The following is a 16943-nucleotide window of genomic DNA, read 5'->3' on the forward strand; positions in this document are numbered from 1 at the left end:
CGCTGGCCGTATGATGTGTCTACTATCGAGGGAGGTGAGCGATGTCCATGGAAACCTGGTTGGCATTCCTTGCCGCGTGCTGGGTGATCAGCCTGTCACCCGGCGCTGGCGCGATCGCTTCGATGTCCAGCGGCTTGCAGCATGGTTTCTGGCGCGGCTACTGGAACGCCCTGGGCTTGCAGCTGGGCCTGGTGCTGCAGATCGCGATCATCGCCGCGGGCGTCGGGGCGATCCTGGCCACCTCGGCTACCGCGTTCCAGATCATCAAGTGGTTCGGTGTCGGCTACCTGCTGTGGCTGGCGATCAAGCAATGGCGAGCCTTGCCCGCCGACCTGGGCGAAAGCGCGGCGGCGGCGCCGGTGAGCAGGCCGATGAACCTGGTGCTGCGGGGTTTCCTGGTCAACGTCAGCAATCCCAAGGCGCTGGTCTTCATGCTGGCGGTGCTGCCGCAGTTCATCGATCCGCGCCAGGCACTGCTGCCCCAGTACGTGACGATCGCCGTCACCATGGTCGCCGTCGACCTGCTGGTGATGGCTGGCTACACCGGGCTCGCCGCGCGCGTGTTGCGTCTGCTGCGCACGCCTCGCCAGCAGCGGCGCATGAACCGGACCTTCGCCGGCTTGTTCATCGGCGCGGCGACCTTGCTGGCGACGATTCGCCGCACACCGCTCTGAAGATCTCCGGCCTCGCCCGAGGCCGTGCCGCCACCCTGGGCCATAGCGTGCAGAACAGGCAACCCTTGGATGGCTGTCGCCATCCCGATCGAGCTCAAGGCGCCGCTCCGTTGTCTACCTCTCCAAGGGCAGGTCGTTCCTGGCCCGGATTCTTCCTGAGTGTCCTCGATTCGCCCAGGGAGGCTCATCCAACCCATCGCCGGGCAGTCCTCATGCAGGCGTACCGGCTCAAGGAGGCACCATGGACGCACCGATCCATCCGTTTTCCGAGATCTTCAAGCAACTGGGCCTGCCCGACGATCCGGTCGAGATCGAACGGTTCATCACCACGCATTCGCCCCTGGACGACGATGTGAAATTGGTGGACGCGCCTTTCTGGAGTGACTCGCAGCGCGCATTTCTCAAGGAAAACTACATTGCCGATTCGGATTGGATCGTCATGATCGACCAGTTGAACGAGGCACTCCACCCACGCAAGAAATAAGCGCCGAGCGGCACCTGATGGGCTGATTCGGCGTTGCTATGCTCAGGAAAACGACGCGGGGGATGAGGTCATGAAAGATCCCTATGCACCGGCTTTCTGGTGCGCCGTGGTGATCCTGGGCACCCTGACCGCTGGCTACTTCTTCGGTATCCGGCACGCCTATCAACTGCAGCATGCCATGCAGTTCCTTTATGCTGCCGCCGCCGTGACGGTGGCAGCGGCACTGGCTACCCTGGCCTGGATCGCCTGGCAGCACCTCAAGCTCGACAGGCGCGAACTGCGCCAGGGGCATACCCTGGTGACCATCTGGAACACCAAGGTGGCCCTGCGCCGGGTCGAAACCGTGTTCGATCGCTATTTCTGGGGAAGCTACTGGCATTCCAGCCGGACCTTCGAAGAGGTCATGGGCGAGTTGCGTGGCACGCCAGTGGAGCAGAGCCTGGACGAGCTCAAGCGCCAATGCCGCGAGCTGGATCGCGAAGTCCATGACAGCCGTCACCACTGGCAGGCCAATGCCCGTGACCTGTCCAGCGTGGCGAGCGCGATGGCCAGGGAACGTTACCAGCTCGACCTGGGCGAGCCGCCAGCGGAGCGGTTCGCAAGCACTACCGTGCTCAATCGCGATATCGAGGTGCTGGTCTATACATGGTCGGCGCGCCTGCGCAGCTTCGAGCACCAGCTCGACGAGCTGGAGCGCGCCTACCACTGATCATTCGCCGCGAATGTACTGTTCGAGCTGGAGGATCAGGCCAGCTTGCTCGGCAATGGTTTCCTTGACCAGGTCGCCGATCGATAGCAGACCGATCAGCTCGCCATTGGCCACCACCGGAAGGTGACGCAAGTGGCGATTGGTCACCAGGTTCATGCAGTATTCGAGGTTGTGCTTGGGTTCGACCGTGACCACCGGGGCGCTCATGATGTCGCGTACCGGCGTGGCTGCGGAAGAACGGCCCTTGAGCACCAGCTTGCGAGCATAGTCGCGCTCGCTGACGATCCCGACCACTTGCCCGTTCTGGACCACGGGCAGGGCACCCACGTTTCTTTCGGCAAGCATCTTCAGGGCATCGAGTACCGAGTCGTCCGGGCCGATGGTATATACGCTGTGGTGCTCTGCCTTGGCCTTGAGTATTTCTTCGACGTTCTTCATGACGATCTCTGCAGCAGTGTTGAGGGCTGACGTTCGACCAGAGCATCCCGCAGGCGTCGCATCCAGGCAATGCATAAAGCGGCATCGACCCGATAGAAAACGTCATCAGGCCGATTCAGGACGTGGCCAGGTTGCTCGCCTGGCCGTGGCAGGTTCACTCGGCGACTGCGCTGTGCGCCAGGATGGCGTTGGCCAGCTGCATGTCGCTGGCCTCGAGGCCTGGGTTGTCGGCACGGACTTTCTGCATCGCCGCTTCAAGGTAGGGGCCGCGAATCGCCCCCTGGCTCGCCACGTAGCTGCCGGCATCATCCTGGGCGGCGACGATCAGCTTGTGGTCCTTGAAGGTCAGGTAGGTAGAAGCCGTGGTAGCGCCAGAAGATATGACATCGCGCCAGAAGCCGTCTGCCATGGCGGAGCCGAGCGGAAGCGTGCACAGGGCCGCTGCGGCGATGGCGATTTTCAAACGCATGGTGATCACCTCGAAGGATAGGGGGTTGGGGGCGAGCGGTTTGATCCTGGATGGCCGATCAGGTTCCCGGATGCGCCTGTCTGGAAGCGCGATCAGCCCTGGCAGCAGGCTCGCAGTACTTCCTGGTCGCAGGTCATGCCACGCGCGACCTTGTCCGCGCCACAGCGACGCAAGTCCTGCATGCCTTCGGCCCTGGCCTGCCGGCGAAACGCGGGCAGGTCGATGCCGGGACCGATCCTGGCGCGCAGGCTGTCGCTCAGTACCAGCAGCTCGAACAACCCGGTACGCCCGTGGTAGCCCGTGCCGCGACACACCACGCAGGCCTGCGAGAGGCGGCTCGCAGCGCCTTGGCAGGACGCACAGCGCATGCGTACCAGGCGCTGTGCCATCACCGCGAGCAGCGTGGCCTTGAGCAGATATTCGGCGACACCCAGCTCCAGCAAACGGGTGATCGCGCTGCAGGCGTCGTTGGTGTGCAGGGTGGACAGCACCAGGTGGCCGGTCAGCGCCGCCTGGACCGCCACCTGGGCAGTGCTCGCGTCGCGGATTTCGCCGATCATGATCACGTCGGGATCCTGGCGCAGCAGGGCGCGCACACCGTTGGCGAAGTCCAGGCCGATGCCTGGCTGGACTTGCAGCTGGTTGAAGGCCGGCTCCAGCCGCTCGATGGGGTCTTCGATGGTGCACAGGTTCAGCGTCGGCGACGCCAGCCATCTCAGGCTGGCATACAAGGTGCTGGTCTTGCCGGAGCCGGTCGGACCGGTGAGCAGGACCAGGCCATGGGGCTGTCGCAGCTGCTGCTGCCAGCGCTCCAGCAGGGGGCTGTCCAGGCCAAGCCCGGCCAGCCCTTGTTCCAGTTGCAACGGATCGAACAGGCGCAGGACCAGCTTTTCACCGAAAGGCGTGGGCAAGGTCGACAGGCGCAGTTCCACCTCCTCGCCGCCAGGCAGTCGTGTCTTCAAACGGCCGTCCTGAGGGCGACGCTTCTGCGCGACATCCATGCGGGCCAGGTGCTTGAGCCGGCTGACCAATGCCAGGGCGACGCCAGTCGCGAAGGCATAGACCTGATGAAGCAGGCCGTCGATGCGATAGCGCAGCCGGGCCTGGTCGAAGCGAGGCTCCAGGTGTATGTCGCTGGCACGTTGCTCGATGGCGTACTGCAGGATCCAGTCGACGATGTGCACGATGTGGGCGTCGTCTGCGCTGGCGTCGAGCTGGCGGTTGCCCAGCTGGAGCAGTTGTTCCAGCTCGTTCAGGCCGGTGAGTTGTTGCTGGCTGGCGCCCTGGACCGAGCTTGCCAGGCTGAACAGGGTCTGGCGCAGCTGGCGGATCTGTCGCGGACAGCCCAGGACCCGTCTGATCGGCCGCCCCAGGCCGTTGGCCAGGTCCGCTTCCCAGGCGCGCCGGTAGGGCTGCGCGCTGGCGATGGTGATCGCCGAGGGGTCGGCCGCCACGGCGAGGATGTCATGGCGCTGGGCGAAGCCGGCCGATATCAGTCCGGCCACCTGGGCCAGGTCGACCTGCATGGGGTCCAGGCGCAGATAAGGCACGCCGATCCGCTCGGCCAGCCATTGGCAGAGGGTGTCCAGGTCCAGGCGTCGACCGGGCCGCTGGCGGTCCTCCAGGGTAAGCTCGGCAATCTGTTCTAGCGGGTGGAGGCCCTCTGGCCGGTCGCTGCGTGCCAGGCGAACCTGGTCTGCATCCAGGCGACCGGTCGCGGCCAGGCCATCGAGCAGCAGGTTCATGTCGAGAAAGCCGTCGTCGCGAGCATACATGGGCATCCTTGCCTCGTCGGTACCAATTCGACGGCAAGCCTAGCCCCTGCGAGATGAAAGTGCCGTCGGCAACGGTTACCGGATCTTGCGATTCAGGCGCAGGCGCTGATCAGGTCAGTGCCTGGCTGCAGGCTGACTTCGCCGACACAGATCAGGTTGCGCATCTTGTGTGCAATGAGTTCGGCCCGGTGCCAGCTCAGGCCGCTCACGCCGATGCTCACCTCGAGCAGGTCGTCCTGCTGGCACGCCTGCACATGATGGGGTGTGAGCGATTGCAGGGCGAACAGGTTGAGTATGCGGCACAGGCTGTCCGGTTCGGCCTCGACCTGAAGCCGATAGCGCACGTTCTGGTGCGGGGCGCCGGTCGACCCGGGGTCCGGACGTGGAGGGGTTTGTGGCCATTCGAGATTGGACATGGTGCTCTCCGCAGGTGATGCAGCATTCTGGCACGCCAATCCAGGTATTGTTTCGCTACTATCTAGCGTGAATGCCGGCATGGCGACTTGAACAATTTGTGCAATCCAGATCTGGAGAAAAGAAAATGCATGGAGAGCTGGATGCCTACGATCGTCGTATCCTTGCCTTGCTACAAGAGGACGCTTCGCTGTCCAGCGCGCAGATAGCCGAGCGTGTCGGCCTTTCCCAGTCGCCATGCTGGCGCCGGATCCAGCGCCTGAAGGAAGAGGGGGTGATCCGCGCCCAGGTGACCCTGCTCGACCGCAAGAAGGTCGGACTCAATACGCAGATCTTCGCGCAGGTCAAGCTCAACGCCCATGGTCGTTCCAACTTCGCCGAATTCACCGAGGCGATCCGAGGGTTTCCGGAAGTGCTGGAATGTCATGTGCTGATGGGCGCGGTCGACTTCATGCTGCGAATCGTGACCCAGGACATCGAAGCCTACGAGCGCTTCTTCTTCGAGAAACTGTCGAATGTCCCTGGTATCCAGGAGGTCAACTCGATCGTGGCCCTGTCGGAGATCAAGGCCACCACCAGCCTGCCCTTAGTTCGCTGAAGCCGGCTTGAGCAGGTGTTTCCAGGCACGGCTCTGGTTCACCGCCAGCGTCTGCTCGACCCGCGCGGCCAGGACGTTTTCGTCCAGCGGTTGATTGGCCAGCTGGTACAGCTTGTTCAGCTCGCCGTAGAGGCGGTCGAGCTGCGGGATCTCGAGCACCTGGCGAGCGTGGTGCAGCCAGGCCAGCAAGCGCTCGATCCGCGGCAACTGTTCGGCCAGGTCCTCGGGCTGACGCTGATACAAGGGCAGTTGCAGCTGGCGGGCTTCCTCGGCCAGCAGGTGTGCCAGCCAGTTGCCCAGTTGCGCCTTGCCCTGGCGGTCGCCACGACCACTTCTGTCGACGGTCCAGGCGCGAGCCAGCAGCCAGCGGGAGGTTTCCAGGGAGAACTGTCCCCAGCGCGTGTCGAGCAGTTCTTCGGCGAACTGTTCGGGTGCGACGCGGCGTACGTCTTCGTCTTCGTTGCCAGCCAGCACCAACGGACGCCAGTCCTCGAGCAAGGCATCCAGGCTGCCGCGCAGCGCACGGGTCGTGGCGCGTGGCGCGGCCTGGCCCAGGGTGCTGGCCAAGGCCCGCAGCTCACCCAGGCACTGGACCCAGTCCTGCAGCAGGCGCCAGTGGCCGTTATGCCGGTACTGTTCGGCCAGGCGCTGGCTGCTGCCCAGCAGCTGCCAGGCCAGAGCGGCGAAGGCATCGTCGAGGGGGGTCTGGGCATCGAAGGCGGCGGCGGGCAGCTCCAGCGAGTAGCTGTCCGGATCGAGCAGGCGATAGCCACGCTCGGCCTTGCTGATGTCGCAGGGCATCAGTGGCAGGCTGGCGGCCAGTTCGGCGGCCAGTTCGAGCAGCGCCTCGGCTGGACCTTCGCGCAGCTCCAGTTCCAGTTCACTGATGGCTTCCTTGCACTTGCCCGCGCTCACCGAGCCTTGGTCCAGCGCGGCCTCGATCACTACCTTGTGCTTGCCACGACCCCAGGCGATCTCGGCGAATTCGCGGGTGAAGTCGGTGGTGAACAGCGGCTTGATGGTCTTCTTGTCGAGCTGCTCGAGCTGTTGTGGCCAGCAGCTGCCGTCGAGCTTCTTGAAATCCAGCTTGACCTTGTCCAGTTGCCATTCGTACTCGTTGCGCTCGGACAGGCCCGCCACGCTCTGGCCGCGACACTTGAGGGTCTGGATGATGACGTCGCCATCGCGGCGCAGGCGCAGGGCGACCTTGGCGGCGGCGAGGTCGCGCTCGGGCGTGTCGAAGTACTGGTTGAGCAGTTGGCGCGTCTGCCAGCCGGACTTGTTGCGCTTCTTCAGCAGGGGGTGCTCACGCAGGGCGTCGAGGGTCTCGCGGCTGGCGCGCAGTTTGAGTTCGGTTTCTTTGTGCATCGCGGGGTGATCCAGGCTCAGGGGTGGGTGCCTACGGCATCTACCGAAGGTTCGCATCGGCAAACGAGCTTCGTCAGACTCGACGAGTGTACAGCAGACAGGCTTGCACGGTTTATTCGCGGCGCCGGATGGACCTATGATGGGGGCCGCTCGAGAGGAGAATGCGCATGCCTTTGCCGCCGCTCAAAGACCAGTTCGCCGCCCTGATCGCCACGTCCTCGGTCAGTTGCACCCAGCCTGCCCTGGATCAGTCCAACGCCGAGGTCATCGAGCTGCTGGCCGGCTGGCTCGCCGACCTGGGCTTCCAGTGCGAGATCCAGACCGTCAGCCCCGGCAAGTTCAACCTGTTGGCCACTCGTGGTTCCGGGCCGGGTGGCCTGGTGCTGGCTGGGCACAGCGATACCGTGCCCTACGATGCGCAGCTGTGGCGCAGCGACCCGCTGAAGCTGACCGAGATCGATGGCCGCTGGGTCGGCCTGGGCAGCTGCGACATGAAGGGCTTCTTCGCGCTGATCATCGAAGCCGTGCAGCCATTGCTGGAGCATGATTTCAAGCGCCCGCTACTGATCCTCGCCACCTGCGACGAGGAAAGCTCGATGTCCGGCGCTCGTGCCCTGGCCGAGGCCGGACGGCCGCTGGGGCGTGCCGCGGTGATCGGCGAGCCGACCGGGCTGCGTCCGATCCGCATGCACAAGGGCATCATGATGGAGCGCATCGACATCATGGGCCGCAGCGGGCATTCGTCCGACCCCACCCTGGGGCGCAGCGCCATGGAAGCCATGCATGCGGTGATGGGCGAACTGATGGGGCTGCGTCGGGAGTGGCAGAAGCGGTACGACAATCCACAGTTCAGCGTGCCTGGTCCGACCCTCAACTTCGGCTGCATCCATGGCGGCGACAATCCCAACCGCATCTGCGGCCAGTGCGCGCTCGAATTCGACCTGCGACCGCTGCCCGGCATGGACCCCGAACAGCTGCGCGGTACCATCCGCGCCAGGCTGGCACCGCTGGCCGAACAGCATGAGGTCAGCATCGATTACGCGCCGCTGTTTCCCGAAGTGGCGCCTTTCGAACAGGCGGCCGACAGCGAGCTGGTGCAGCTGGCCGAGCGGCTGACCGGGCATCGGGCGCAGGCCGTGGCCTTTGGCACCGAAGCGCCTTACCTGCAGGCGCTGGGCTGCGAGACTTTGGTGCTCGGACCTGGCGACATCGCCTGTGCCCACCAGCCCGGCGAATACCTGGAAATGTCACGCATCGAGCCTACCGTGCGTCTATTGCGTCAGATGATCCGGCACTATTGCCTGGAATGAACGTCCATCCAAGCGACCTGAACCGACATGAGGAGCCCGCGCGTGACGCCGAACCTGTTCCGACGATGAGCCTTTTCGTACGCCAAGTGCCGTGCCTTTTCCATTCATCCTGCCCACAAGGCCCCGCTCATGCCTGAATACGTCAACTGGTTGCGTCATGCCTCGCCCTACATCAATGCCCATCGCGATTGCACCTTCGTCGTCATGCTGCCCGGCGACGGCGTCGAACATCCCAACTTCGGCAACATCGTCCACGACCTGGTCCTGCTGCACAGCCTTGGCGTGCGCCTGGTGCTGGTGCATGGCTCGCGTCCGCAGATCGAGAGTCGTCTGGCCGCGCGCGGCCTGAACGCGCACTATCATCGCGGGATGCGTATCACCGATTCGTCCACCCTCGACTGCGTGATCGACGCGGTCGGCCACCTGCGCATCGCCATCGAAGCCCGCCTGTCCATGGACATGGCCGCTTCGCCGATGCAGGGCTCGCGGTTGCGCGTGGCTTCGGGGAACCTGGTCACGGCGCGGCCGATCGGCGTGCTGGAAGGTGTCGACTACCACCATACCGGCGAAGTTCGGCGCATCGACCGCAAGGGCATCAATCGCCTGCTCGACGAGCGCTCGATCGTCCTGCTTTCGCCCCTGGGCTATTCGCCGACCGGGGAAATCTTCAACCTAGCCTGCGAAGACGTGGCCACGCGCGCGGCGATCGAACTGGGCGCCGATAAACTGCTGCTGTTCGGCGCCGAATCGGGGCTGCTCGACGAGCAGGGTCGACTGGTGCGCGAGCTGCGCCCGCAACAGGTGGCAGCGCACCTGCAGCGGCTGGGTAGCGATTACCAGGGCGAGTTGCTGGATGCGGCGGCCGAGGCCTGCAAGGGCGGGGTGGCGCGCAGCCATATCGTCAGCTATGCCGAGGATGGCGCATTGCTGACCGAACTGTTCACCCGTGACGGTGGCGGCACTCTGGTCGCCCAGGAGCAGTTCGAGATTGTCCGCGAGGCCTCTATCGAGGATGTCGGCGGCTTGCTGGAGCTGATCAGCCCGCTCGAGGAGCAGGGCATCCTGGTGCGCCGCTCCCGCGAGGTGCTCGAGCGCGAGATCGAACAGTTCAGCGTGGTCGAGCGTGATGGCATGATCATCGCCTGCGCGGCCCTGTACCCGATCGTCGACTCCGATGCAGGGGAGCTGGCGTGCCTTGCAGTGAATCCCGAATACCGTCACGGTGGGCGCGGCGATGACCTGCTCGAGCGCATCGAGAGCCGGGCCCGGCAGTTGGGTCTCAAGACCCTGTTCGTGCTCACCACGCGTACCGCGCACTGGTTCCGTGAACGTGGCTTCGCGCCGAGCGGCGTAGAGCGGCTGCCGGCGGCGCGGGCATCGCTGTACAACTACCAGCGCAATTCCAAGATCTTCGAAAAGACTTTGTGACCGGGGACCTGTGCAACCGTTCGTTCTTTTTTTCGAACAGCCTATTGTTCTCCACCCAGCAGACCCTTACGATTCGTTTGAGATTTCAAACGCTCTATGCCTGGCGCTGGCCGTTGTCCCGCCCAGTGTGAATTCCTGACGGCAGCCCCCCCTGTGGGGGGCGCCTTTCAACAATCGACAATTCGCTCCGTGCCCGCACGGTGCTGTTAAGGAAGCCGACATGCAGCTCAAAGACGCTCAGTTGTTCCGCCAGCAAGCCTTCATCGATGGTGAATGGCTGGACGCGGACAGCGGCCAGACCATCAAGGTGACCAACCCGGCCACCGGCGAAGTCATCGGCACCGTGCCGAAGATGGGTAGCGCGGAAACCCGCCGGGCCATCGAGGCCGCCGACAAGGCGCTGCCAGCCTGGCGCGCGCTGACCGCCAAGGAGCGCTCGGCCAAGCTGCGTCGCTGGTTCGAGCTGATGATCGAGCACCAGGACGACCTGGCGCGCCTGATGACCACCGAGCAGGGCAAGCCGCTGGCCGAGGCCAAGGGCGAAATCGGCTATGCCGCTTCGTTCATCGAGTGGTTCGCCGAGGAGGCCAAGCGCGTCTACGGTGATACCATCCCTGGCCACCAGCCCGACAAGCGCCTGATCGTCATCAAGCAGCCGATCGGCGTTACCGCGGCCATCACCCCGTGGAACTTCCCGGCCGCGATGATCACTCGCAAGGCAGGTCCAGCCCTGGCCGCCGGTTGCACCATGGTGCTCAAGCCTGCCTCGCAGACCCCGTACTCCGCCCTGGCCCTGGTCGAGCTGGCCACCCGTGCCGGCATCCCGGCCGGTGTGCTGAGCGTGGTCACCGGCAGCGCCGGCGAGGTTGGCGGCGAACTGACTTCCAACTCCCTGGTACGCAAGCTGTCCTTCACCGGCTCCACCGAGATCGGTCGTCAACTGATGGAAGAGTGCGCCAAGGACATCAAGAAGGTGTCCCTGGAGCTCGGCGGCAACGCCCCGTTCATCGTGTTCGACGACGCCGACCTGGACAAGGCGGTCGAGGGCGCGATCATCTCCAAGTACCGCAACAACGGCCAGACCTGCGTCTGCGCCAACCGCATCTATGTGCAGGACGGCGTCTACGACGCGTTCGCCGAGAAGCTGGCCGCCGCGGTTGCCAAGCTCAAGATCGGCAACGGCCTGGAAGACGGCACCACCACAGGTCCCCTGATCGACGGCAAGGCCGTCGCCAAGGTCCAGGAGCACATCGAGGACGCCGTGTCCAAGGGCGCCAAGGTGTTGTCCGGCGGCAAGCAGATCGAAGGCAACTTCTTCGAGCCGACCATCCTGGTCGACGTGCCGAAGACCGCTGCCGTGGCCAAGGAAGAGACCTTCGGCCCGCTGGCACCGCTGTTCCGCTTCAAGGACGAGGCCGAAGTCATCGCCATGTCCAACGACACCGAGTTCGGCCTGGCCTCGTACTTCTATGCCCGTGACATGAGCCGTGTGTTCCGTGTCGCCGAGGCGCTGGAATACGGCATGGTGGGTATCAACACCGGCCTGATTTCCAACGAAGTCGCGCCATTCGGCGGCATCAAGGCCTCGGGCCTTGGCCGCGAAGGCTCCAAGTACGGCATCGAGGACTACCTCGAGATCAAGTACCTGTGCCTGAGCATCTGACCGTCTAGGTTTTACCTCGCCAGCGGGGCGCGAGAGCGACGTCTCGCTGGTCTTTTTCACACCTGCAGTACCTGGTGGCCAGGGTGCCTGCGGCAGTCGATCAACGAATACTGTCCGTAGGCAAAGCCAGCCGCCCCCGAATAAAAGCGCCGTTCATTGGCGCGAATGAGGGCACCATGAGCAAGACCAACGAATCCTTGATGCAGCGTCGTGTCGCCGCCGTCCCACGTGGCGTTGGCCAGATCCATCCGATCTTCGTCGAAACCGCGAAGAACTCGACGGTGATCGACGTTGAAGGCCGCGAACTGATCGACTTCGCCGGCGGCATCGCCGTACTCAACACCGGCCACCTGCACCCGAAGGTGGTTGCCGCTGTCCAGGAGCAGCTGACCAAGGTCAGCCACACCTGCTTCCAGGTGCTGGCCTACGAACCCTATGTAGAGCTGTGCGAGAAGATCAACCAACTGGTACCAGGTGACTTCGACAAGAAGACCCTGCTGGTCTCCACCGGCTCCGAAGCCGTCGAGAACGCCATCAAGATCGCTCGTGCCGCCACTGGCCGCGCCGGTGTGATCGCCTTCACCGGCGGCTACCATGGTCGGACCATGATGACCCTGGGCCTGACCGGCAAGGTCGTGCCGTACTCCGCTGGCATGGGCCTGATGCCAGGTGGCATCTTCCGTGCCCTGTTCCCGAACGAACTGCACGGTATCAGCGTCGACGACGCGATCGCCTCGGTCGAGCGCATCTTCAAGAACGACGCCGAGCCGCGCGACATCGCTGCGATCATCCTCGAGCCCGTACAAGGCGAAGGCGGCTTCCTGCCTGCGCCGAAGGAGCTGATGAAGCGTCTGCGCGACCTGTGCGACCAGCACGGCATCCTGCTGATCGCCGACGAAGTGCAGACTGGCGCTGGCCGCACCGGCACCTTCTTCGCCATGGAGCAGATGGGCGTCACGCCTGACCTGACCACCTTCGCCAAGTCCATCGCTGGCGGCTTCCCGCTGGCCGGTGTCTGCGGCAAGGCCGAATACATGGACGCCATCGCACCAGGCGGCCTGGGCGGTACCTATGCCGGTTCGCCGATCGCCTGTGCCGCGGCCCTGGCCGTGATCCAGGTATTCGAAGAAGAGAAACTGCTGGACCGCAGCAAGGCTGTCGGCGAGCGTCTGACCACTGGCCTGCGCAAGATCCAGGAGAAGCACCCGATCATCGGCGACGTCCGTGGTCTGGGCTCGATGATCGCCGTGGAAGTCTTCGAAAAAGGCACCCACACCCCGAACGCCGCTGCCGTCTCCCAAGTCGTGGCCAAGGCGCGCGACAAGGGCCTGATCCTGCTGTCATGCGGCACCTACGGCAACGTCCTGCGTATCCTGGTCCCGTTGACCGCTGAAGACGAACTGCTGGACAAGGGCCTGGCAATCATCGAAGAGTGCTTCGCTGAGCTGGCTTGAATCTGAGCTGCGCATGAAGAAACCCGCTTCGGCGGGTTTCTTTTTATGTGGTGTGCCGAAGTTGGGGTCAAGCACGGGCCCGGCCGGCGCTCCGGCGGCGGTTGCGTCAGTGGCTTCAGCCTCTGACGATCTGATTCTTGCCCTGGCGCTTGGCCTGGTACATCGCCGCATCGGCACGGCAGAAGAGGTTGTCGAGCGCCTCGTCCGTCTGGCCCAGGCCGGTCACGCCTTGGCTGATGGTGACGCTGTACGCCGCCTGGCCATGGCTGAAACTCATGCGCTGGATCTCTCGTTGCAGGCGTTCGGCGATCTGTTCGGCGACCTCGGCGGTACAGCCGGGAAACACCGCGGCGAACTCCTCGCCGCCGATCCGACCGAACAGATCGCCGCGACGCAGGACCGCCTTGCCGCTGTCGGCGACGCGCTGCAGGACGTGGTCGCCCTGCTGGTGGCCGTAGGTGTCATTGATCTGCTTGAAGTCATCGATATCCAGCAGCAGGAAAGCCAGCGGCGAGCCGTCCTGGCGGGCCGTCTCGAAGGCTTTGCGCGCGCATTCGAAAAAGTGCCGGCGGTTGCTGCTCTGGGTCAGCACGTCGGTGGTGGCCAGGCGTTGCAGCTCGCCTTCGAGCCGCTTCTTCTCGGTGATGTCCTCGGCGATGCCGACGATGATCACCCGCTGTTCCTGATCACTGCCAGGCTGCCGGATGAAGCACTTGTCGCTGAGCCAGCGGACCTGGCCGGCACCATTGATGATGCGGTACTCGCGATCTTCCACGGCGCCTGTCACCAGCACCTGGGCCAGGCTGCGCTCGGCATGTTCCTGGTCGTCGGGGTAGATACTGTCGCGCCATTCGTTGAAGTCGGCCAGCACCAGGCTGACCGGACGGCCGAAGATCCGCTCGTAGGCCGGGCTGACATACAGCACCTGACGCGTTTCCCAGTCGAAAGCCCACAGCACTGCATTGACGCTCTCGAGCAGCGAACTGAACAGCTGTTCGCGCTCGCTGAGACGGGCGACTTCGCCCTGTGCATGGAGCAGGGCAAGCAGGGTACGGGCAGCTTCCGATTGTGGGCTTGCGCAGGAGGGGATTTCGTTGACCATGTGCACGGAACGGCTCTCGGCGAGGGTGCGTGCGGCCAGAACCCGACCCGCCACGCGGGCAATACGGGCTTTGAGTGAGCCATGTCGACGAAGTTCCGGAACTGCCACTCCCCGGCGGGACGACTGCGTCATCGGTTGTCGACCCGAAGCCAAACCGCAGGATAGAGCCTTTCTTCCACCTCGGCAGGAAGGCTGCGGCGAGGCGCCTCGGCCTGGTTTTCCACTGCCTGGGGCAGCCGCCGGCGCATGGAGCCGCTGTTTGCATGAACGGCATCACGCCTTGGGAGAATTCATCCTCGGCGGGGAGTCAGGCCAGGCTCGAATCTCTATAATGCCTCATCTTTACCAAGGGCTTTCCCACCCGTTATGTCTGTTCCAGTTCGTGACGCCTTGCGCATGGCAGCGCTGTATCTGGTGCTGTCGGTCTTCTGGCTGGTAGTTTCCGATCAGGTGTTGCGCACGCTTTTCGACGACCCGACGACCTTGAACCTCGGACGCCAGGTCAGCGCGCTTGGCTGGGCAGTGGTCAGCGCGGCGCTGATCTTCGTGTCACGCGCCAGGCTGCTCAGTTTCATCGGCCTCGGCGCCCGGCTTCGCAGCGAGGATCGCGAGCGCCTGCGCATGGCCGCCGCCGTCTTCGACAGTACCCTTGAAGGCGTGCTGGTCACCGATCGCCGCGGGCTGATCGTGCATGTCAATCGCGCGTTCATGCGCATCACCGGCTACCAGCAGTGCGAGGTGCTTGGCCAGCGGCCCAGCAAGTTCAAGTCCGGCCGCCACGGCATACCGTTCTACCAGGCGATCTACGCCACGCTTGCCGAAACCGGCGAGTGGAGCGGGGAGATCTGGAATCGTCGCAAGAGCGGGGAAATCTATCCACAATGGCAAACCATCAGGGCCATTCGCGATGACCAAGGCGAGTTGAGCCATTACGTCGCGGTCTTCAGTGACATCAGCGCGATCAAGCATTCCGAGCGCGAACTGGCCTTCCTGGCGCATCACGATCCCCTGACCGGCCTGGCCAATCGCCTGCTGTTCACCGACCGCGCCGAGCATGCCCTGGGCGCCGCCCAGCACAACAAGCGCGGTTGCGCACTGCTGTTGCTCGACCTCGATCATTTCCAGAGCATCAACGACGGCCTGGGCCATACGGTCGGTGACGTGCTGCTCAAGCTGGTCGGCGAACGCCTGGACGAGACCCTGGGCAACGGAACAACTTTGGCACGCCTGGGTGGCGACGAGTTCGGCGTGCTGCTGGAGGACTGCGAGCAGCTCGGTCAGGCCGCTGCCCTGGCGCAGGCCCTCATCGAGCGCATGAATGAGCCGTTCGCCTTCGACGACCATCGCCTGTTCATCAGCGTGAGCGTAGGTATCAGCCTGTTTCCCAGCGATGCACTGAGCGCCGAACAGCTGCTGCGCAACGCCGATGCCGCGCTGTTCAAGGCCAAGAGCAGTGGCCGCGCCGACTATGCGTTGTACACCGAGGAGTTGACCGCGCACGCCCAGCATCGGGTGGAAACCGCGGGGGAGCTGCGGCGCGCCCTGGAGAACCAGGAACTGCGAGTGTTCTACCAACCGGTGCATGACCTGGCCAGCTCGCGCATGATCGGTGTCGAAGCCCTGGTGCGCTGGCAGCATCCGCAACGGGGCATGGTCTCGCCTGCCGAATTCATCCCGATCGCCGAACGGACCGGGCTGATCGCCGAGATCGACACCTGGGTGCTGCGCCAGGCGTGCCAGCAGATGGTTCGCTGGCAGGCCGAGGGCCGCGGCCTGGCATTCGTCGCGGTCAACCTTTCCAGCCGGCTGTTCGGCCAGTGCGGGCTCTACCGCCAGGTTGCGCAGGTACTGGACGAGACCGGCCTGGACCCGGCGCTGCTGGAGCTGGAGGTGACGGAAAGCGCGGTGATGGAAGATCCCGAGGTCGCGCTCGAGCAACTGCATCGCCTGCGTGAGCTGGGTCTGGGCCTGGCGATCGACGATTTCGGTACTGGCTATTCCTCGTTGCTGCGGCTCAAGCGGCTCCCGGTGCAGAAGCTCAAGATCGACCAGGGCTTCGTCGCCGGGCTGCCGAGCGACGAAGATGACATCGCCATCGTCCAGGTCATCATCGCGCTGGCGCGCAGCATGAACATGCAAGTGCAGGCCGAAGGCATCGAGCAGGCCGAGCAGGCGCGCCTGCTGCTCGAGCAGCAGTGCCAGCTGGGACAGGGCTACTGGTTCGGCCGGCCGGTGCCGGCCAGAGAGCTGGTCTGGGCCTGAGCGCCGGCCAGACAGCCCGGCTCATGCGCCCGGATCCTGGCTGGCGCCTGTGCCACGGAACTTGCGCAGGAACTGCCGGGTACGCTCCTCGCGGGGATTGGCGAACAGCGCCTTGGCCTCGCCCTGCTCGACGATGGCTCCCTGATCGAAGAAGATGACCCGGTTGGCCACATCGCGGGCGAAACTCATCTCATGGGTGACGATGATCAACGTCCTGCGTTCCTGGGCCAGGCCACGGATGGTCGCCAGCACCTCGCCCACCAGCTCCGGATCGAGCGCCGAAGTCGGCTCGTCGAACAGCATCACCTGCGGTTCCATGGCCAGCGCGCGGGCGATGGCTACCCGCTGTTGCTGGCCGCCGGACAGGCGCCGCGGGTAAGCGTCTTCCTTGCCGGCCAGGCCGACCTTGACCAACAGGCGCCGGCCCAGCGCCTCGGCCTGGTCACGGGCGATCTTGCGCACGACCAGCGGTCCCTCGATGACATTTTCCAGGGCGGTGCGATGGGGGAACAGATTGAAGTTCTGGAACACGAAACCGGCCTGTTGGCGCAGGCGTCGGATCGCTCCTTGCTGGGCCTTGAGCGGCCGCTCGGCGTCGATGCGGATGTCTGCAAGGCGTATGCGTCCGGCATCGGGCGTTTCCAGGAAGTTGAGGCAGCGCAGGAAGGTGGTCTTGCCGGAACCGCTGGGCCCGATGATGGCGATCACCTCGCCGGTCTCGACCGTCAGGTCGATGCCATCGAGGACGGTCTGGCCATTGAATCGTTTGGTCAGGCGCTCTACCTCGATCATCGG

At 64.5% G+C, this 16943-nt stretch carries 16 protein-coding genes; 9 read left to right on the forward strand and 7 right to left on the reverse strand.

Going from position 1 to position 16943, the window contains the following annotated elements:
• Nucleotides 1-41: 41 nt before the first annotated feature.
• From ACY8GK_RS16930 to ACY8GK_RS16940, 3 genes are all read left to right on the forward strand, one after another.
• Complete coding sequence (locus tag ACY8GK_RS16930; RefSeq protein ID WP_196175059.1) at nucleotides 42-674, forward strand: LysE family transporter; 633 nt, start codon at nucleotides 42-44, stop codon at nucleotides 672-674.
• Nucleotides 675-915: 241 nt separating this feature from the next.
• Nucleotides 916-1158: a DUF2789 domain-containing protein gene (locus tag ACY8GK_RS16935; protein WP_462401677.1), complete on the forward strand. Its 243-nt coding sequence runs from the start codon at nucleotides 916-918 to the stop codon at nucleotides 1156-1158.
• 70 nt (nucleotides 1159-1228) lie between these two features.
• On the forward strand, nucleotides 1229-1867 hold the full coding sequence (locus ACY8GK_RS16940; RefSeq protein ID WP_196175055.1) for an NADH:ubiquinone oxidoreductase subunit N: 639 nt from the start codon (nucleotides 1229-1231) through the stop codon (nucleotides 1865-1867).
• Here the strand turns inward: ACY8GK_RS16940 and ACY8GK_RS16945 are convergent, their stop codons facing one another.
• The 4 genes from ACY8GK_RS16945 to ACY8GK_RS16960 all read right to left on the reverse strand — a co-directional run bounded on the left by ACY8GK_RS16945 (nucleotide 1868) and on the right by ACY8GK_RS16960 (nucleotide 4965).
• Entirely contained in the window at nucleotides 1868-2305 is a 438-nt protein-coding gene (locus ACY8GK_RS16945) for a CBS domain-containing protein (RefSeq protein ID WP_196175052.1), read from the reverse strand.
• A gap of 154 nt (nucleotides 2306-2459) precedes the next feature.
• Nucleotides 2460-2774, reverse strand: a complete 315-nt coding sequence (locus ACY8GK_RS16950) for a DUF2388 domain-containing protein (RefSeq protein WP_196175050.1) — start codon at nucleotides 2772-2774, stop codon at nucleotides 2460-2462.
• Nucleotides 2775-2866: 92 nt separating this feature from the next.
• Entirely contained in the window at nucleotides 2867-4549 is a 1683-nt protein-coding gene (locus ACY8GK_RS16955; RefSeq protein WP_462403036.1) for a GspE/PulE family protein, read from the reverse strand.
• A 92-nt stretch (nucleotides 4550-4641) separates the two neighbouring features.
• Nucleotides 4642-4965 carry a hypothetical protein gene (locus ACY8GK_RS16960; RefSeq protein ID WP_230375389.1) on the reverse strand — a complete coding sequence of 108 codons (324 nt, stop codon included), beginning with the start codon at nucleotides 4963-4965 and terminating at the stop codon, nucleotides 4642-4644.
• Between the two features lie 125 nt (nucleotides 4966-5090).
• Here ACY8GK_RS16960 and ACY8GK_RS16965 point away from each other — a divergent pair, with 125 nt between their 5' ends.
• Entirely contained in the window at nucleotides 5091-5561 is a 471-nt protein-coding gene (locus ACY8GK_RS16965; protein WP_196175045.1) for an Lrp/AsnC family transcriptional regulator, read from the forward strand.
• On the opposite strand, the gene ACY8GK_RS16970 is transcribed toward ACY8GK_RS16965, so the two are convergent.
• Nucleotides 5550-6929, reverse strand: coding sequence for a CYTH domain-containing protein (locus tag ACY8GK_RS16970; protein ID WP_462401678.1), 1380 nt, complete (start codon nucleotides 6927-6929; stop codon nucleotides 5550-5552). The genes ACY8GK_RS16965 and ACY8GK_RS16970 overlap by 12 nt on opposite strands.
• A 167-nt stretch (nucleotides 6930-7096) precedes the next feature.
• Here ACY8GK_RS16970 and argE point away from each other — a divergent pair, with 167 nt between their 5' ends.
• The 4 genes from argE to gabT all read left to right on the forward strand — a co-directional run bounded on the left by argE (nucleotide 7097) and on the right by gabT (nucleotide 12784).
• Nucleotides 7097-8239: an acetylornithine deacetylase gene (gene argE / locus ACY8GK_RS16975; protein WP_196175041.1), complete on the forward strand. Its 1143-nt coding sequence runs from the start codon at nucleotides 7097-7099 to the stop codon at nucleotides 8237-8239.
• A gap of 129 nt (nucleotides 8240-8368) precedes the next feature.
• Nucleotides 8369-9667, forward strand: a complete 1299-nt coding sequence (gene argA / locus ACY8GK_RS16980; RefSeq protein WP_196175040.1) for an amino-acid N-acetyltransferase — start codon at nucleotides 8369-8371, stop codon at nucleotides 9665-9667.
• A gap of 220 nt (nucleotides 9668-9887) precedes the next feature.
• Entirely contained in the window at nucleotides 9888-11330 is a 1443-nt protein-coding gene (gene gabD / locus ACY8GK_RS16985; RefSeq protein ID WP_462401679.1) for an NADP-dependent succinate-semialdehyde dehydrogenase, read from the forward strand.
• Nucleotides 11331-11506: 176 nt separating this feature from the next.
• On the forward strand, nucleotides 11507-12784 hold the full coding sequence (gene gabT / locus ACY8GK_RS16990) for a 4-aminobutyrate--2-oxoglutarate transaminase (RefSeq protein ID WP_462401680.1): 1278 nt from the start codon (nucleotides 11507-11509) through the stop codon (nucleotides 12782-12784).
• A 115-nt stretch (nucleotides 12785-12899) separates the two neighbouring features.
• Here gabT and ACY8GK_RS16995 read toward each other — a convergent pair whose 3' ends face one another.
• Nucleotides 12900-13886 carry a sensor domain-containing diguanylate cyclase gene (locus tag ACY8GK_RS16995; RefSeq protein ID WP_196175584.1) on the reverse strand — a complete coding sequence of 329 codons (987 nt, stop codon included), beginning with the start codon at nucleotides 13884-13886 and terminating at the stop codon, nucleotides 12900-12902.
• A 366-nt stretch (nucleotides 13887-14252) separates the two neighbouring features.
• Between ACY8GK_RS16995 and dibA the strand changes: the two genes are divergently transcribed.
• Complete coding sequence (gene dibA / locus ACY8GK_RS17000; RefSeq protein ID WP_462401681.1) at nucleotides 14253-16148, forward strand: phosphodiesterase DibA; 1896 nt, start codon at nucleotides 14253-14255, stop codon at nucleotides 16146-16148.
• Nucleotides 16149-16169: 21 nt separating this feature from the next.
• Here dibA and tcyN read toward each other — a convergent pair whose 3' ends face one another.
• On the reverse strand, nucleotides 16170-16940 hold the full coding sequence (gene tcyN, locus ACY8GK_RS17005; RefSeq protein WP_196175032.1) for an L-cystine ABC transporter ATP-binding protein TcyN: 771 nt from the start codon (nucleotides 16938-16940) through the stop codon (nucleotides 16170-16172).
• Nucleotides 16941-16943 lie beyond the last annotated feature (3 nt).

Source organism: Pseudomonas sp. Marseille-QA0332, from assembly GCF_054950175.1.

Coding starts and splice junctions, on each gene's coding strand:
- ACY8GK_RS16930 (WP_196175059.1), top strand. CDS start 42: ATGTCCATGGAAACCTGGTTGGCATTCCTTGCCGCGTGCTGGGTGATC.
- ACY8GK_RS16935 (WP_462401677.1), top strand. CDS start 916: ATGGACGCACCGATCCATCCGTTTTCCGAGATCTTCAAGCAACTGGGC.
- ACY8GK_RS16940 (WP_196175055.1), top strand. CDS start 1,229: ATGAAAGATCCCTATGCACCGGCTTTCTGGTGCGCCGTGGTGATCCTG.
- ACY8GK_RS16945 (WP_196175052.1), bottom strand. CDS start 2,305: ATGAAGAACGTCGAAGAAATACTCAAGGCCAAGGCAGAGCACCACAGC.
- ACY8GK_RS16950 (WP_196175050.1), bottom strand. CDS start 2,774: ATGCGTTTGAAAATCGCCATCGCCGCAGCGGCCCTGTGCACGCTTCCG.
- ACY8GK_RS16955 (WP_462403036.1), bottom strand. CDS start 4,549: ATGTATGCTCGCGACGACGGCTTTCTCGACATGAACCTGCTGCTCGAT.
- ACY8GK_RS16960 (WP_230375389.1), bottom strand. CDS start 4,965: ATGTCCAATCTCGAATGGCCACAAACCCCTCCACGTCCGGACCCCGGG.
- ACY8GK_RS16965 (WP_196175045.1), top strand. CDS start 5,091: ATGCATGGAGAGCTGGATGCCTACGATCGTCGTATCCTTGCCTTGCTA.
- ACY8GK_RS16970 (WP_462401678.1), bottom strand. CDS start 6,929: ATGCACAAAGAAACCGAACTCAAACTGCGCGCCAGCCGCGAGACCCTC.
- argE (WP_196175041.1), top strand. CDS start 7,097: ATGCCTTTGCCGCCGCTCAAAGACCAGTTCGCCGCCCTGATCGCCACG.
- argA (WP_196175040.1), top strand. CDS start 8,369: ATGCCTGAATACGTCAACTGGTTGCGTCATGCCTCGCCCTACATCAAT.
- gabD (WP_462401679.1), top strand. CDS start 9,888: ATGCAGCTCAAAGACGCTCAGTTGTTCCGCCAGCAAGCCTTCATCGAT.
- gabT (WP_462401680.1), top strand. CDS start 11,507: ATGAGCAAGACCAACGAATCCTTGATGCAGCGTCGTGTCGCCGCCGTC.
- ACY8GK_RS16995 (WP_196175584.1), bottom strand. CDS start 13,886: ATGGTCAACGAAATCCCCTCCTGCGCAAGCCCACAATCGGAAGCTGCC.
- dibA (WP_462401681.1), top strand. CDS start 14,253: ATGTCTGTTCCAGTTCGTGACGCCTTGCGCATGGCAGCGCTGTATCTG.
- tcyN (WP_196175032.1), bottom strand. CDS start 16,940: ATGATCGAGGTAGAGCGCCTGACCAAACGATTCAATGGCCAGACCGTC.